This is a genomic window from Pararhizobium sp. O133 (assembly GCF_051669845.1).
Lineage (GTDB): Bacteria > Pseudomonadota > Alphaproteobacteria > Rhizobiales > Rhizobiaceae > Pararhizobium.
The window spans coordinates 1,247,148-1,261,224 of record NZ_CP196426.1 but is presented as its reverse complement, the minus strand read 5'-3'; the positions used below and the strand labels follow the sequence as shown (position 1 = coordinate 1,261,224).

Here is a 14,077-nt window from a genome sequence, read left to right as displayed (position 1 = left end):
GGAGAGACCTGAAATGACTGTAAAAGTTGCCATCAACGGCTTCGGCCGTATCGGCCGCAACGTTCTGCGCGCCATCGTCGAATCCGGCCGTACCGACATCGAAGTCGTCGCCATCAACGATCTTGGCCCGGTCGAGACCAACGCCCATCTGCTGCGCTACGATTCGATCCACGGCAAGTTCCCGGCGACCGTACAGGTCGAAGGCGACACGATCATCGTTGCCGGCGGCAAGCCGATCAAGGTCACTGCGATCAAGGACCCGGCAACCCTGCCGCATGGCGAAATGGGTGTCGATATCGCGCTCGAATGCACCGGTATCTTCACGTCGCGTGACAAGGCCGCCCTGCACCTTCAGGCCGGCGCCAAGCGCGTCATCGTCTCGGCTCCGGCCGACGGTGCCGACCTCACCGTCGTCTTCGGCGTCAACCACACCGAACTGACCAAGGAACACCTGGTCATCTCCAACGCGTCGTGCACGACCAACTGCCTGGTTCCGGTCGTCAAGACGCTGGACGACGTCGTCGGTATCGATCACGGCTTCATGACCACGATCCACTCCTACACGGGTGACCAGCCGACGCTCGACACGATGCACAAGGACCTGTACCGCGCCCGCGCTGCGGCCCTGTCGATGATCCCGACTTCCACCGGTGCTGCCAAGGCCGTCGGCCTCGTGCTGCCGCACCTCAAGGGCAAGCTCGACGGCACCTCGATCCGCGTTCCGACCCCGAACGTCTCGGTCGTCGACTTCAAGTTCGTTGCCAAGCGCGACACGACCGTCGCCGAAATCAACGGCGCAATCAAGGCTGCGTCCGACGGCGCTCTCAAGGGTATCCTCGGCTACACCGACGAACCGCTGGTTTCGCGCGACTTCAACCATGACAGCCATTCCTCGATCTTCGCCAACGACCAGACCAAGGTCCTCGAAGGCAAGTTCGTCCGTATCCTGTCCTGGTACGACAACGAATGGGGCTTCTCCAACCGCATGGCCGACACGGCCGTTGCGATGGCCAAGCTGATCTAAATTCGATGGACCCCCTCCCCCTTGTGGGGAGGGTTGGGGAGGGGACTTTTCCATTCAAAGAAAACCCGCCCGACCCTTCGGGCCACCCTCCCCACAAGGGGGAGGGATATTCGAGACTGCCGCACGCTCTCAAACATTGATCGAGCCTTGGTGCGACACATAGACATCAGCGGAGAACACCCATGACTTTCAAGACCATCGACGACCTCACCGATATCGCCGGCAAGCGCGTGCTCGTGCGCGTCGATCTCAACGTTCCGGTCAAGGACGGCAAGGTGACAGACGCCACCCGCATCGAGCGCGTCGTGCCGACGATCCGAGAACTTTCGGAAAAGGGCGCGAAGGTCATCCTGCTCGCCCATTTCGGCCGCCCGAAGGGCGAGCCGGTCGCTGATATGTCGCTGTCGCTGATCGCGCCCACCGTCGAGGACATTCTTGACCAGCGCGTCCATTTCGCAGCCGATTGCATCGGCGACAAGGCCTCTGGCGCGATTGCCGGCATCGCCAATGGCGATATCCTGCTCCTTGAGAACACCCGCTTCCACAACGGCGAGGAAAAGAACGACGCCGATTTCACCAAGGCGCTCGCCGCCAATGGCGACATCTATGTCAACGACGCCTTCTCCGCCGCGCACCGCGCCCATTCGTCGACCGAAGGCCTCGCTCGCCTGCTGCCCGCCTATGCCGGTCGCACCATGCAGGCCGAACTGGAAGCGCTGGAAAAGGGCCTCGGCAATCCGAAGCGTCCGGTCGTCGCCATCGTCGGCGGCGCCAAGGTGTCGACCAAGATCGATCTCCTGATGAACCTGGTGAAAAAGGTCGATGCCCTCGTCATCGGCGGCGGCATGGCCAACACCTTCATCGCCGCACGCGGCACCAATGTCGGCAAGTCGCTCTGCGAGCATGACCTGGCCGCCACCGCCAAGCAGATCATGACCGAAGCCGCGACAGCCGGCTGCGCCATCGTCCTGCCGGTCGACGGCGTGGTCGCCCGCGAGTTTAAGGCTGGCGCTGAAAACGAAGTCGTCGACATCGAAGCGATCCCGGCCGATGCCATGGTTCTGGACGTCGGCCCGAAGTCGGTCGCCGCCATCAACGACTGGGTGAGCAAAGCCGAAACGCTGGTCTGGAACGGCCCGCTCGGCGCGTTCGAGATCGCTCCTTTCGACAAGGCCACGGTTGCGGTCGCCAAGCATGCAGCAGCCCGCACCAAGAGCGGCGCGCTGGTGTCCGTTGCCGGTGGCGGCGATACGGTTTCGGCGATGAACCATGCCGGTGTTGCCGACGATCTCAGCTATGTCTCGACCGCCGGTGGCGCCTTCTTGGAATGGATGGAAGGCAAGCCGCTGCCGGGCGTCGATATCCTGCACCAGCAGAAGTAACGCAAGCCGTTTCACCCGGCCAATTGCAAGATCATCACCCTCGGCCAGCGGCCGGGGGTTTTTTGCGGCGGACTTTTCCACTGCACTGCAAAATAACGTCGGTATTTCAAACGATTAAATTAAGTTAAATCGTTTTAAACAATTTAACTTCCGTTTTCGTTGCCGTATTCTTCTGCTATCCGCGATCCATAAGGACAACAGGAGAACATCAATGAGCGAAAGACTGGAAGACATCGCAGCCGCCATGATGGCAACGGGCCAGGGGCTTTTGGCGGCGGACGAATCGACCGCGACGATCGGCAAGCGCTTCGACACGATCGGGCTCGTTTCCACTGAAACGTCGCGCCGCGATTACCGCGAAATGCTGTTTCGTGCCGACGAGGCGATGAAGGCCTATATCTCCGGCGTCATCCTCTACGAGGAGACCCTGTTCCAGAAAGCGGCCGACGGCACGCCATTCGTCGATGTCATCCGCGCAGCCGGCGCCGTGCCCGGCATCAAGGTCGATACCGGCGCCAAGCCGATGGCGAAATTCCCGGGCGAGACGATCACCGAGGGCCTCGATGGCCTGGCCGGCCGCCTGAAGACCTATTATGACGCCGGCGCCCGCTTCGCCAAATGGCGCGGCGTCATCTCTGTCTCCGATGTCCTGCCGAGCTTCGGCGCCATCAAGGCCAATGCACAGGCGCTCGCCCGCTATGCCGCACTCTGCCAGGAAGCCGGCATCGTTCCGATCGTCGAGCCGGAAGTGCTGATGGATGGCGCCCCCGGCGACCACTCGATCGACCGTTCGGAAGAGATCACCGAAGAGACGTTGCGGATCGTGTTCGAGGAACTGAGCGACGCCCGCGTCAGCCTCGAAGGCATGATCCTGAAGCCGAGCATGGTCATCGACGGCAAGAAGGCTCGGCATGCATCCGTCGCCGAAATCGCCGAGCGCACCGTCAAGGTCCTGAAGCGCACCGTCCCCTCGGCCGTTCCGGGCATCGCCTTCCTGTCCGGCGGCCAGTCCACCGAAGAAGCGACCGCCCATCTCTCGGCCATGAAGGCCGGTTACGACCTGCCTTGGGGCATGACCTTCTCCTATGGCCGGGCACTGCAGACCGAGGCGCTCACCGCCTGGGGTGGTAAGCCGGAAAACGTCGCCGCCGGCCAGCGCGCTTTTGCCCATCGCGCCCAGATGTGCAGCCTTGCCGCCACGGGCGGCTGGAAGAAGGAGCTTGAAAAGGCAGCGTAAGTTTTAGACGTCCCAGGAAAAGAGCCCGGCATCGCGAAAGCGGCCGGGCTTTTTCCATTTCGCGACACCAATGATTGTCAGGGTGACAAGAACCGTGTTCGCTCGTTTCGCCGCACACGCTATTCCTATGTGCGGATGAGTTGGGAGCCAACATGAAGAGCGTTGCTTACGTCACGGTTGACGTTTTCACCAGCGAGCGGTTTTCCGGCAACCAGCTTGCCGTCATTCCGGATGCGCGTGGTCTCACGGACGCGCAGATGCAGGCCATCGCCGCCGAGTTTCGCTACTCGGAAGTCACCTTCGTCCTGCCACCCCGAGACGCTGCCAACACCGCGCAGGTCCGCATCTTTACGCCGACCATGGAAGTGCCGTTTGCCGGTCATCCCAATGTCGGCACGGCCTTCGTTCTCGGCAACCAGCCCGACATTTTCGACCAGCCAGCCGGTAACGTTCTCCGGTTCGAGGAAAAGGCGGGCATTGTCGAGGCAACCCTTACACGCGATGCGGACGGACGCGTGGCTGCCGCCAGTATTCTTGCACCGCAGCCGCTCTCTCGCGGGACGGTGATTGACGAAGATACTGTTGCCCGCTGTGCCTCGCTCGATATCCGGGCGATCCGCCGCATGACTCATGCTCCCGTCATCGCCTCGGTCGGCTTGCCTTTCGCAATCGCTGAACTTGACGATCTTGAGACGCTTGGCAAAGCCTGCCCGAACACCGCGGCCTTCGCTCAGGCCGGGCGGCGATACTCCGCAGAGGAAGATCAGTTTGCACTTTTCCTTTACACGCGCTTGCCGGAAAACCCGTGGCACCTGCGTGCCCGGATGTTCGCCCCGCTCGATAATATCATCGAGGATCCAGCGACCGGAAGCGCGTCCGGTGCACTCGGCGCACTCCTGACCTCACTGCTTCCGGAAAAAGATATCGTTATCGACATCACCATTGAACAGGGCGTCGAAATGGGGCGCAGAAGCCTGATCGACGTCCAAGTCCGCAAAGCTGGCGGAAAGGTGAGCGGCGTCAGGATCGCTGGGCGGTGCGCTGCGGTCATGAGCGGCATGATACATCTGTAATGTTCAAGACCGATGGTTATCCCGCGCTGAAATACGAATTCCTGCGTCAATCCGGTTGTTAAGAACGACAGGCCTGGCGTCATGTGCGGTCGATTCATCTTTCCAAATTGATATAATCGGATAAAAGCGACTTCCGGCTGAGCCGACACGTGAGGCGAAATGGAACCCTTCCAGGCGAAAAAGAAAAATACCAAGCAGTCTACATTCGGTGCCTTTTCCTACGTTATCGGTACAGCAGAGGTTCTGAAGACCGATGTCGGCCGGTATTGCTCGATCGCCACGGGTACGGCGATCGGATTGACCGAGCATCCCACGGACCGCCTGAGCACGCATTCATTGGTGTATAACAGTCCACGTTACCTCGATAATCCGGTTTTCGCCGCGATGAAGGCGAAAGCGTCGCCGCATCCTCGAAACCGGCGCCGTACCAGGATTGGCCATGATGTCTGGGTCGGCGCCAATTCCGTGGTGCTTTGCGGCGTCACGATCGGCACGGGTGCAATTGTCGCCGCTGGCGCCGTCGTCACGAAAGACGTGCCGCCTTACGCCATTGTCGGCGGCGTGCCTGCAAAAATCATTCGATACCGTTTCGAGCCCGTGCTGGTCGAGCGTCTGCTAAAGTCGGAGTGGTGGGACTATCACCTGGATCAATCAACGATCGGCGTGGATTATTCGGATGTACCGCTCTTTCTGGATCGATTGGAAGAACTCAAGAGCGCCGGCTCTCTCAGGAAACTGACGGATGTTCTTGCGAACCATCAGCCTCTTCCGCAGCATCAGCCATCACGTTTTGAGAAGGTCTATCGCGCGTTTGCCAAGCCGATCTTCATTGTCGCCGCGATAACGGTCGCAATTTTCGCAGCGGTCTGGCAGAGCGAAATAGTGGCCTTTTGGTAAGTTTCTGCCTACCCTTTAAAAGCAAATCAAATACCCGATCGATTTATACTCTGGATCGCGCTCTTTGGATTTACCGACAAGATCGCTTTTTCAAGATCGCTTTTGTCAAACGGCTTTTGCAATACGGGAGCCGTCTCGAAACCCTCCGCCAGCCCTGCAACGCCGTAGCCGCTGGCAAAAAGGAAGGGGATTCCGCGCTGACGCAGAACCTGTGCGATGGGAAAGGAATGCTTGCCGGCCAGGTTGATATCGAGCACGGCAAAATCGATCTCGGCGGTCGCGGCCATCTGTAACGCAGGCTCGAGCCGCATCGCCGGGCCAACGACCGAAAACCCCATCTCCGTCAGGAAATCCTCGACAAGCATCGCTACGAGTGCCTCGTCCTCGACCAGCAGCACACGTTTTCGACCCGGGTTACGCACCGACCCGACCTTCATCGAGGGCGTCGACCGACGTCTGGAGCGTGAACACCAGCCCCGCTTCGGCATAGTCGATGCTGGCGGTGCCACCCAACTCGGTTGGCAGAACACGCAGGATGAGTTTCGATCCGAATCCCTGGCGCGGCGAGGCGGGCGCCGGTGGTCCACCCTGCTCCCGCCAGACAAGGGTGAACATCCTGCCGTTCTCGCCCTCTCTCACCTCCCAGGTAATTGCGACGGAGCCGGCTTCGTTCGACAGAGCGCCATATTTGGCCGTGTTGGTCGACAGTTCGTGCAGGGCAAGCGAAAGCGACAGCGCCGCGCGCGGCCCGAGCCGGATGGCGGGACCTGATATGCTGAACCGGTTCCTGTCCGGACCGGCAAAGGCCTCGATGGAGGCGTTGACCACATCGATGAGATCCGCGCCATCCCAGTTTTCGTTGGTCAGGACATCATGTGCCCGCGACAGGGCAAGGATGCGCCCGCTGATATCGGCGCTCGCTTCGTCATTCGATTGCTTGCCACGCAGTGTCTGCACCACGATTGACTGCACCGAGGCAAGCGTATTCTTGACCCGATGATTCAATTCGTTGATCAGCAATTTCTGGTGGTGCTCGGCGCGCACGCGCTCGGACACGTCCGATCCTTGAACAAAGATGTTGGTGACTTGGCCGTCATCGCTCTTGATCGGCTGATAGACGAAATCGAGGTAGCACTCTTCCGGCTTGTCACCGGAACGCTGGATGTAAATCTTTTCCGAATAGCGGCTGACGGCCTCGCCGGTCTGGAACACACGGTCGAGCAACTCGACGTAGCCTTGTCCAGTCAGTTCCGGCAGCGCTTGCTCGACTGTCTTTCCCAGCACATCGCGATTACCGATCAGCTTGCGATATTCCGGATTGACCAGTTCGAACCGGTGTTCAGGCCCATTCAGCATCGCCATGAAGGTCGGCGCCTGCTCGAACAGCTTCTGCAGCCGTTCGTGCTCGGCCGCATTGCGCCGATCCGCCAGAACCCGCTCCGTGGTCTCGACGACGATGGCGATGACGCCGGCAGGTTTCCCATGTTCGTCCAGCACCGGCGAATAATCGAGATCCATCCAGACCTGCTCGGCAAAGCCCTTCCGGTGCAGCGTCAGTTCCTGGTCCCGGTAGGCAAGCGTTTTGCCCGCGAGGCCGACCTTCATGACATTATCGTTGAAATCCGCGATCTCGACCCAGCCTTCACGCACATTGGATCCGAGAAGTTGGGGATGGCGGCGGCCGGCGAAAACGGAATAGGCGTCGTTGTAGATCATGACGCCTTCAGCCCCCCAAAGCATGACGATCGGCACCGGAGACTGGAGCAGCAGCGAAGTCGCGGTCCTCAGACAGCCGGGCCATTGGGCGACGGGTCCGAGCGGTGTAGGCGCCCAATCATAGGTCCGGATGAGCGCTCCGAGCTCACCACCGTTACCCAGGAACTCGTAGTCACCGGCATCGTCTTCGCCCAGTCCAACATTCATGATTGCCGGTGTCCCCTTCACAACCCGCAGGCCGAACCAACCTCGCTGTATGGCATGGCCTTCAATAGCGCTGATCTAATGCACAAAAAATCACCGGCAAGGGGAGAAACGGAGAGATTTCGACGTAAAAACACTGGCTTGGCGCGGCTATGGGCGGATAAGAACGGTCAACATCATCAGAGCGATGGCAAAGACGGCGATTTTCCAGAAATCGCGGCGATGACGCAGTCCGGGAAGATTCAAGGGTCTGATCACCTGGATCGCCATGGCCAGAAGCAGGATCACCGCCAGTGCTTTCGACATCATTCTTCTCTTTTGTGGAAAATAACCTGGCGACCTTGCGGAGCGTCACACGTCCGTCACAGTTGCGCGCGATCAGCGCTAGGCCCTAGTGCTGTCTTTTGCAATCTCCCCTTCACGAAAATTCCGGCTGGCAATTGTGACGGTGTCGCTCTACCTTGCCACTGCTGCCCGGAACCAGCGGATTTCACATGCGAAAAAACCTTCTGCCCGTCGCCGCCCTCCTGCTTGGAACGCTGTTTCTCTTTCTTGGAAACGGGTTGCACAGTCTGTTGCTGCCGGTTCGCGGCACGACTGAAGGGTATTCGACGACGCTGCTCGGCCTGCTCGGCACATCCTGGGCGAGCGGTTTCGTGCTGGGTTGCCTGCTGGCCCCGACGATCGTCAAGCGCGCTGGCCATGTCCGCGCCTTCAGCGGCTTCGCCTCGCTTCTCGCCATCATCGCATTGCTCACCGGCCTTCTTGTCGATCCGATATGGTGGGTGGTCCTGCGCGCCTTCACCGGCTTTTCCACGGCCGGCACCTCGATGATCATCGAAAGCTGGCTGAACGAGCGCGCCACCAATGAAAGCCGCGGCGCGATCTTCTCTCTCTACATCGCCATCACCCTGATGGGTGTCGTCGGCGGCCAGTTGATGATCCCGTTCGGCGATACGTCGACGACGCTGTTCTTCATGATCTGCGGTATCGTCTATTGCCTGGCCATGCTGCCGACGCTGCTCTCCACCGCCGCCTCGCCGCAGCCCTTGAAGCAGGTGCGTCTCGACCTGCGGGCGCTCTATCGCAATTCACCGATCTCCTTCCTCGGCATCCTGCTCGTCGGCGTCGCCAATGGTGCCTATGGCACGCTCGGCGCCGTCTTCGGCCGGCAGGTCGGCCTGACGGACAGCAATGTCGCGCTGATGATGAGTACGACGATTTTCGCCGGCGCCGTCATGCAATTCCCCGCCGGCCGCCTGTCCGACATGATCGACCGCCGCTACGTGCTGGCGGCCCTTGCCGCAGTCGCCGCTGTCGCAGGCCTTCTGGTCTTCCTGATCGAGCCGACGCATGTGATCATGCTAATGACACTGGTCGGCATCTATGGCGCGGCCGCCAACGCGCTCTATCCGATCGCCGTATCGCATGCCAACGACTTCGCGACGCCGGAGGATTTCGTCAAGATTTCCGGCGGCCTGCTCCTGCTCTACGGCATCGGCACGATCATCGGCCCGACCATCGGCGGCCCGATCATGACCGTCACCGGCCCCTATGGCCTGTTCATGATCACCGCCTGCGCCCATGTCCTGATCACGGCCTACGCCATCTTCCGCAGCCGCATGCGCGCCGCCTTGCCGGCCTCCGAGCGCGACGCCTACTCGACCATCAACCCGGGCACGCTAACGACGCCGGAAAGCCTGCAGCTTTCGCCGCGCGCTGCACCGCTTGAGGAGCAGAACGACGAGCAACCTGCGCGGAGGCCGGAATGAGCCTGTTCGATGACGATCGCCCGAAAAAGCAGCCACCCCATGAAATCGGCTGCGACCTGAGCCTCCTCTCCGCCGGTGAACTTTCAGCGCGAATCATCCTGCTCAAGGAAGAAATCGAGCGTCTCGATGCGGAACGGGTGAGGAAAACGGCGAGCCGCTCGGCGGCCGAAAGTATCTTTCGTTAATACTTTCATCCCTTCCCGCTCGGAAATCATGCCGGTCTGTCGAAAATAGGACATCAATTAAGCGTGAATCGCGGCTCCTTAACGCTTCATTAAGCCTTATAAGATATTACTAACACATCCGGATCGCTCTGGACTCAGACGATTTCCCGATTGGCGAATGGTCTGATTTTTCTCCCTGTTTTACCTTGAGAGCCGCCTTCGCGGCTCTTTTTTTGCTTTATTGCGGACAAGTTTCAAAGAATTGTGGAGATTAACCCTTTCTTAAGAATGGGCTTGCGCGAAATGCGCTATGGGATCATGTTCAAATCATAAGACGAGCGGCGGGAAACTTTCTGTTAACCCGCTCGTTACCTGTCCAAGTTGATGCGTTTAACCAGGGAATGAGACCATGTCCGAACGGGGATTCAATACTGTGAGCTTCGCGGGGCACGCTGCGTCTTCGGCGCAGTTCAAGGCGCTCTACGCGGAAGGCATGGGCCTGGTCGAAGAAACCGCAAGCTATCTCGACGGAACCGGCCGTGCCGCATCCAAGGTCCTGCCGCGCATGGCGTCCGTGCTTTATGCAGCTGAATCGATGCGTCTCACCACCCGCCTGATGCAGATGGCATCCTGGCTGCTGTTGCAGCGCGCCGTCAACAATGGCGAGATGAATCGTGAGCAGGTCCTGTCTGAAAAGAACAAGGTCCGCCTCGACAGCTTCAACGTCGATCGCACCGCCCCGGGATGGAACGATCTGCCGGAAGGTTTCCGCGACCTGATCGATCGCTCACTGCGCCTGCAGAACCGCGTCGCCCTGCTCGACCGCGAAATCTATCGCCCGCAGGACGCCCAGAATTTCACCCCGGACAACCAGAACGGCGTCAAGGCGCAGCTCAACCTGCTGCAGACGGCGTTCGGCACCAACTAACCATTACGAATACGGACTGATGCGAAAACCGGCCATTGGCCGGTTTTTTGCTTATGACGATGATATTTTCTCGATTCTCGCAAGCATCTCTCAACGCACCCGCGGCCTGCAACGAGGCGCTCGGCGGAGCTTCATGAGAGTTTGCAGACGCCAACGCAAAAAGCCCGGACGAACCGGGCTTTCCGAAAATCGAAGCAAGCTGCAGAGGCTTAGAGGCCGAGGCCTTCGAAGCGCTTCTTGAACTTGGAAACGCGGCCGCCGCGGTCCAGCATCTGCTGGTTGCCGCCGGTCCAGGCCGGATGCGACTTCGGGTCGATTTCGAGGTTCATGGTCTGGCCTTCGGTACCCCAGGTCGAACGGGTCTCGTATGCCGTGCCGTCGGTCATGACGACTTTGATCATGTGGTAAGCGGGATGGATATCAGCCTTCATAACAATCTTCCTGCAAGTTCCAGGGTCCAATTGTCGCAAGCCATTGCGGCAGGGGGACCGAACACGTAAATGAAGCCGCAGACCACTTGAGGGACCACGGCTTCCCAATTTGATGCCGTGCCTATACATGATGGTTGGTGGGATAACAAGTACCGCCGGAGAAGACTTATGCGAGATTCGCGGGCTTCTTCGGCACTGGAGGTCATGTGTCGAATGAGGTCGTTCAACAGGGGGCAAGAAAGTCCGTCCGCCCCCTGGCCAAGCTGCTGCCGTATATCCGGCGCTACCGCAATCTCGTCATCGGCGCCGGCATTTCCTTGGTCGCTGCCGCCGTGACGACATTGACGCTGCCGATGGCCGTACGACGCATGATCGACCACGGCTTCTCGACCTCCGATTCCGGCTTCATCAACACCTATTTCTCGATGCTGATGATCCTGGCGATCATCCTGGCGCTCGCCAGCGCCGCCCGCTATTATTTCGTCATCACGCTCGGCGAGCGGATCGTCTCGGACCTGCGCCGCGATGTGTTCGATCACGTCACCCGGCTGTCTCCCTCCTTCTTCGACGTCAATCAGTCGGGAGAGATCGTATCGCGACTGACCGCGGACACGACCCAGATCAAGTCCGCCGTCGGCGCGACCGCCTCGGTCGCGCTGCGCAATACGATCCTCTGTCTCGGTGCCATCGGCATGATGGTCTATACCAGCCCGAAGCTGTCGAGCCTCGTCATTGCCGCCATTCCGGTCATCGTCTTCCCGCTGGTTGGTTTCGGTCGTTCCGTGCGCCGCCGCTCGCGCGAGGCGCAGGATACGCTGGCGATGGCCTCCGCCTATGCCGGCGAGGCAATCGCAGCCTCGCGCACCATGCAGGCCTTCAATGGCGAGATGGCAGCACAGGCCCGCTATGGCGGCGCCGTCGAGAGCGCCTATGATGCAGCCCGCGCCGCCGTCAGGGCCCGCTCTGTCCTGACCGCCTTTGCCATTACCATGATCTTCGGCAGCGTCGTTGCGGTTCTCTGGTTCGGTGCGCAGGATGTCCTGTCCGGTACGCTGTCGGCAGGCACGCTCGGCCAGTTCCTGCTTTACTCCGTCTTTGCCGCCGGCAGTCTTGGTGCGCTTTCGGAAGTCTGGGGCGAAATCTCGCAAGCGGCAGGCGCCGCCGAACGCCTGAACGAACTGCTCGACGAGCAGCCCGAGATTGCCGCACCACTTGATCCTGTTCCGATGCCCGAACCGGCAACCGGCGCGGTCACCTTCGACGACGTCCATTTCGCCTATCCCTCCCGCCCGGATTACAAGAGCGTCAAGGGGCTGAGCTTCGTCGTCAAGCCGGGCGAAACCGTTGCAGTCGTCGGCCCTTCCGGCGCCGGCAAGAGCACGGTCTTTTCGCTCCTCCTGCGCTTCTACGATCCGGTCAAGGGCGCAGTCGCACTCGATGGAGTCGATATCCGCAGCGTCGATCCGCAAGCCCTGCGCCGCCGCATCGCCATTGTCCCTCAGGATGTGACGATCTTTGCCGCCTCGATCCACGACAACATCGCCTTCGGCCTGCCCGCCGCTTCCCGCGACATGGTGAAGGCAGCGGCGATTGCCGCGCAAGCGGACGAGTTCATTGCCAAGCTGGATCAAGGCTATGACACCCAGGTCGGCGAGCGTGGAATCACCCTGTCCGGCGGCCAGCGACAGCGCATCGCCATTGCACGCGCCATCCTGAAGAACGCCCCGGTCCTGCTGCTCGACGAAGCGACATCGGCGCTCGATGCCGAAAGCGAGACGCTGGTCCAGAAGGCTCTGGATGGCCTGATGAAGGAACGCACGACGCTGGTCATCGCTCATCGGCTGGCAACGGTGCTGAAGGCCGATCGCATCCTCGTCATGGATCAGGGCAGGATCGTCGAGGAAGGCACACATGCCTCGCTCGTCCGCCAGGGCGGCCTTTACGCCAAGCTCGCCCGCCTGCAGTTCGATCACGACGACCGCGACGCGAGCAATATCGTCTCGCTCGGCTGATCTTCGACTATTGGCTAACGGTTAATCTCCCTCCCCCCGTTGCAGTGAGGGCAGGCCGCGCTATTGTTCATCGCGGAAATGGTCATGACGCCATTTTCGGACGGCACGTCTTTGGGAGGAGATTGGAATGGCATTGTCTTTGTTGAAGCGTCGGACCGCACTCGGGCTTGCGGTCGTAGCCACATCCGCGCTCGCCTTGGGTGGCGCGGCCCGGGCTGAAGGATTTCCGGACCGGCCGGTGACATTGGTTGTCCCGTTTGCCGCCGGCGGCTCGACGGATGTCGTCGCCCGTATCATCGGGCAAAAAATGTCAGAGGAACTCGGCCAGCAGGTCGTGGTGGAAAACGTCGCCGGTGCCGGCGGCAATCTCGGTGCCGACCGCGTGGCACGCTCCGAGCCCGATGGTTACACGATCCTGATGGCAACGGTTGCCACCCATGCGCTCAATCCACTGATCCTCAAGACCAAGCCCTATGATCCCGAAAAGGATTTTGCCCCGGTCTCACTGCTCGTCGTCGTGCCGAACGTGCTGGTCGTCAACCCCGAACTGCCGGTCAAGAATGTCGCCGAACTGATCGCGCTCCTGAAGGCCGAACCGGAGAAATATTCCTACGCGTCCTCGGGCAACGGCACGCCGCTGCATCTGTCGGGAGAACTGTTCAAGAGCATGGCTGATGTCAGCATGCAGCACGTGCCCTACAAGGGGTCCGGGCCTGCGCTGAACGATATCATCGGCAACCAGGTGCCGATCATGTTCGACAACCTTCCCTCCTCCTCCGGCCACATCACGTCCGGCACACTAAGGGCGCTGGCCGTCACGACGAAGGAACGTGCCCCGTCCTTCCCGGACGTCCCGACGATCGCGGAAACCATTCCCGGCTATGAGACCTATACCTGGAATGCCCTTTTCGCACCGGCGGGAACGCCGAAAGAGGCGATCGATCGGCTGAACGTGGCTGCCAAGACGGCGCTCGCCGATCCGGCCGTTGCTGAAAAGATGAAGGGTTTCAGCGCCACCATCGTCGCCTCCACCCCGGAAGAACTCGGCGCGCATGTGACCGCCGAACTCGCCAAATGGGCGCCGGTCGTCAAGGATGCCAACGTTCAGTTGGATTGATTTCGGGTTTCCTCTTCTCCCCAGCGGGGAGAAGGTGGCCCGCAGGGCCGGATGAGGGGGCCGAAGGCCACCATTGGAGTGCGCCGCTCGCGCCGGCTTCGCCGTCCCCCTCATCGCCTC

The 14,077-nt window shown here is 60.6% G+C and carries 13 protein-coding genes and 1 pseudogene; 10 read left to right on the top strand and 4 right to left on the bottom strand.

Features of this window, described 5'->3' with window-relative positions; translation table 11 throughout:
- Positions 1-13 precede the first annotated feature (13 nt).
- From gap to ACST81_RS05795, 5 genes and pseudogenes are all read left to right on the top strand, one after another.
- Positions 14-1,024 (top strand): type I glyceraldehyde-3-phosphate dehydrogenase, encoded by a 1,011-nt coding sequence (gene gap / locus ACST81_RS05815; protein WP_438751899.1) that lies wholly within the window; start codon positions 14-16, stop codon positions 1,022-1,024.
- 182 nt (positions 1,025-1,206) lie between these two features.
- The gene (locus ACST81_RS05810; protein WP_438751898.1) at positions 1,207-2,406 is read left to right on the top strand and encodes a phosphoglycerate kinase; all 1,200 of its coding nucleotides are present in this window, start codon (positions 1,207-1,209) and stop codon (positions 2,404-2,406) included.
- Between the two features lie 211 nt (positions 2,407-2,617).
- Positions 2,618-3,643 (top strand): class I fructose-bisphosphate aldolase, encoded by a 1,026-nt coding sequence (locus tag ACST81_RS05805; protein WP_438751897.1) that lies wholly within the window; start codon positions 2,618-2,620, stop codon positions 3,641-3,643.
- Between the two features lie 152 nt (positions 3,644-3,795).
- Complete coding sequence (locus ACST81_RS05800; RefSeq protein WP_438751896.1) at positions 3,796-4,716, top strand: PhzF family phenazine biosynthesis protein; 921 nt, start codon at positions 3,796-3,798, stop codon at positions 4,714-4,716.
- Between the two features lie 432 nt (positions 4,717-5,148).
- A pseudogene (locus ACST81_RS05795) lies at positions 5,149-5,317 on the top strand (DapH/DapD/GlmU-related protein); the annotation flags it as partial.
- 322 nt (positions 5,318-5,639) lie between these two features.
- Here the strand turns inward: ACST81_RS05795 and ACST81_RS05790 are convergent.
- From ACST81_RS05790 to ACST81_RS05780, 3 genes are all read right to left on the bottom strand, one after another.
- Positions 5,640-6,050, bottom strand: a complete 411-nt coding sequence (locus ACST81_RS05790; RefSeq protein WP_438751895.1) for a response regulator — start codon at positions 6,048-6,050, stop codon at positions 5,640-5,642.
- The gene (locus ACST81_RS05785) at positions 6,028-7,536 is read right to left on the bottom strand and encodes a sensor histidine kinase (protein WP_438751894.1); all 1,509 of its coding nucleotides are present in this window, start codon (positions 7,534-7,536) and stop codon (positions 6,028-6,030) included. The genes ACST81_RS05790 and ACST81_RS05785 overlap by 23 nt, the downstream gene beginning before the upstream one ends.
- A gap of 147 nt (positions 7,537-7,683) precedes the next feature.
- Positions 7,684-7,842: a hypothetical protein gene (locus tag ACST81_RS05780; RefSeq protein ID WP_438753804.1), complete on the bottom strand. Its 159-nt coding sequence runs from the start codon at positions 7,840-7,842 to the stop codon at positions 7,684-7,686.
- A gap of 185 nt (positions 7,843-8,027) precedes the next feature.
- Here ACST81_RS05780 and ACST81_RS05775 point away from each other — a divergent pair, with 185 nt between their 5' ends.
- The 3 genes from ACST81_RS05775 (at position 8,028) to rcdA (ending at position 10,397) form a co-directional block, all read left to right on the top strand.
- A complete protein-coding gene (locus tag ACST81_RS05775) occupies positions 8,028-9,305 on the top strand; it encodes an MFS transporter (protein ID WP_438751893.1) in 1,278 nt (425 codons plus the stop codon).
- Positions 9,302-9,490, top strand: a complete 189-nt coding sequence (locus ACST81_RS05770) for a DUF1192 domain-containing protein (RefSeq protein WP_438751892.1) — start codon at positions 9,302-9,304, stop codon at positions 9,488-9,490. The genes ACST81_RS05775 and ACST81_RS05770 overlap by 4 nt, the downstream gene beginning before the upstream one ends.
- A 388-nt stretch (positions 9,491-9,878) precedes the next feature.
- Positions 9,879-10,397: a protease adaptor protein RcdA gene (gene rcdA / locus ACST81_RS05765; RefSeq protein WP_438751891.1), complete on the top strand. Its 519-nt coding sequence runs from the start codon at positions 9,879-9,881 to the stop codon at positions 10,395-10,397.
- A 209-nt stretch (positions 10,398-10,606) separates the two neighbouring features.
- On the opposite strand, the gene rpmE is transcribed toward rcdA, so the two are convergent.
- Positions 10,607-10,828 carry a 50S ribosomal protein L31 gene (gene rpmE, locus ACST81_RS05760; protein WP_209852762.1) on the bottom strand — a complete coding sequence of 74 codons (222 nt, stop codon included), beginning with the start codon at positions 10,826-10,828 and terminating at the stop codon, positions 10,607-10,609.
- A 206-nt stretch (positions 10,829-11,034) separates the two neighbouring features.
- Between rpmE and ACST81_RS05755 the strand changes: the two genes are divergently transcribed.
- Both ACST81_RS05755 and ACST81_RS05750 read left to right on the top strand, forming a co-directional pair.
- Positions 11,035-12,840 (top strand): ABC transporter transmembrane domain-containing protein, encoded by a 1,806-nt coding sequence (locus ACST81_RS05755; RefSeq protein WP_438751890.1) that lies wholly within the window; start codon positions 11,035-11,037, stop codon positions 12,838-12,840.
- Positions 12,841-12,967: 127 nt separating this feature from the next.
- Complete coding sequence (locus ACST81_RS05750) at positions 12,968-13,957, top strand: Bug family tripartite tricarboxylate transporter substrate binding protein (protein ID WP_438751889.1); 990 nt, start codon at positions 12,968-12,970, stop codon at positions 13,955-13,957.
- The last annotated feature ends 120 nt before the right edge of the window (positions 13,958-14,077 follow it).

What these genes read in the sequence shown, in the direction of transcription:
- gap (WP_438751899.1), top strand. Translation starts at nt 14, where the DNA reads ATGACTGTAAAAGTTGCCATCAACGGCTTCGGCCGTATCGGCCGCAAC.
- ACST81_RS05810 (WP_438751898.1), top strand. Translation starts at nt 1,207, where the DNA reads ATGACTTTCAAGACCATCGACGACCTCACCGATATCGCCGGCAAGCGC.
- ACST81_RS05805 (WP_438751897.1), top strand. Translation starts at nt 2,618, where the DNA reads ATGAGCGAAAGACTGGAAGACATCGCAGCCGCCATGATGGCAACGGGC.
- ACST81_RS05800 (WP_438751896.1), top strand. Translation starts at nt 3,796, where the DNA reads ATGAAGAGCGTTGCTTACGTCACGGTTGACGTTTTCACCAGCGAGCGG.
- ACST81_RS05790 (WP_438751895.1), bottom strand. Translation starts at nt 6,050, where the DNA reads ATGAAGGTCGGGTCGGTGCGTAACCCGGGTCGAAAACGTGTGCTGCTG.
- ACST81_RS05785 (WP_438751894.1), bottom strand. Translation starts at nt 7,536, where the DNA reads ATGAATGTTGGACTGGGCGAAGACGATGCCGGTGACTACGAGTTCCTG.
- ACST81_RS05780 (WP_438753804.1), bottom strand. Translation starts at nt 7,842, where the DNA reads ATGATGTCGAAAGCACTGGCGGTGATCCTGCTTCTGGCCATGGCGATC.
- ACST81_RS05775 (WP_438751893.1), top strand. Translation starts at nt 8,028, where the DNA reads ATGCGAAAAAACCTTCTGCCCGTCGCCGCCCTCCTGCTTGGAACGCTG.
- ACST81_RS05770 (WP_438751892.1), top strand. Translation starts at nt 9,302, where the DNA reads ATGAGCCTGTTCGATGACGATCGCCCGAAAAAGCAGCCACCCCATGAA.
- rcdA (WP_438751891.1), top strand. Translation starts at nt 9,879, where the DNA reads ATGTCCGAACGGGGATTCAATACTGTGAGCTTCGCGGGGCACGCTGCG.
- rpmE (WP_209852762.1), bottom strand. Translation starts at nt 10,828, where the DNA reads ATGAAGGCTGATATCCATCCCGCTTACCACATGATCAAAGTCGTCATG.
- ACST81_RS05750 (WP_438751889.1), top strand. Translation starts at nt 12,968, where the DNA reads ATGGCATTGTCTTTGTTGAAGCGTCGGACCGCACTCGGGCTTGCGGTC.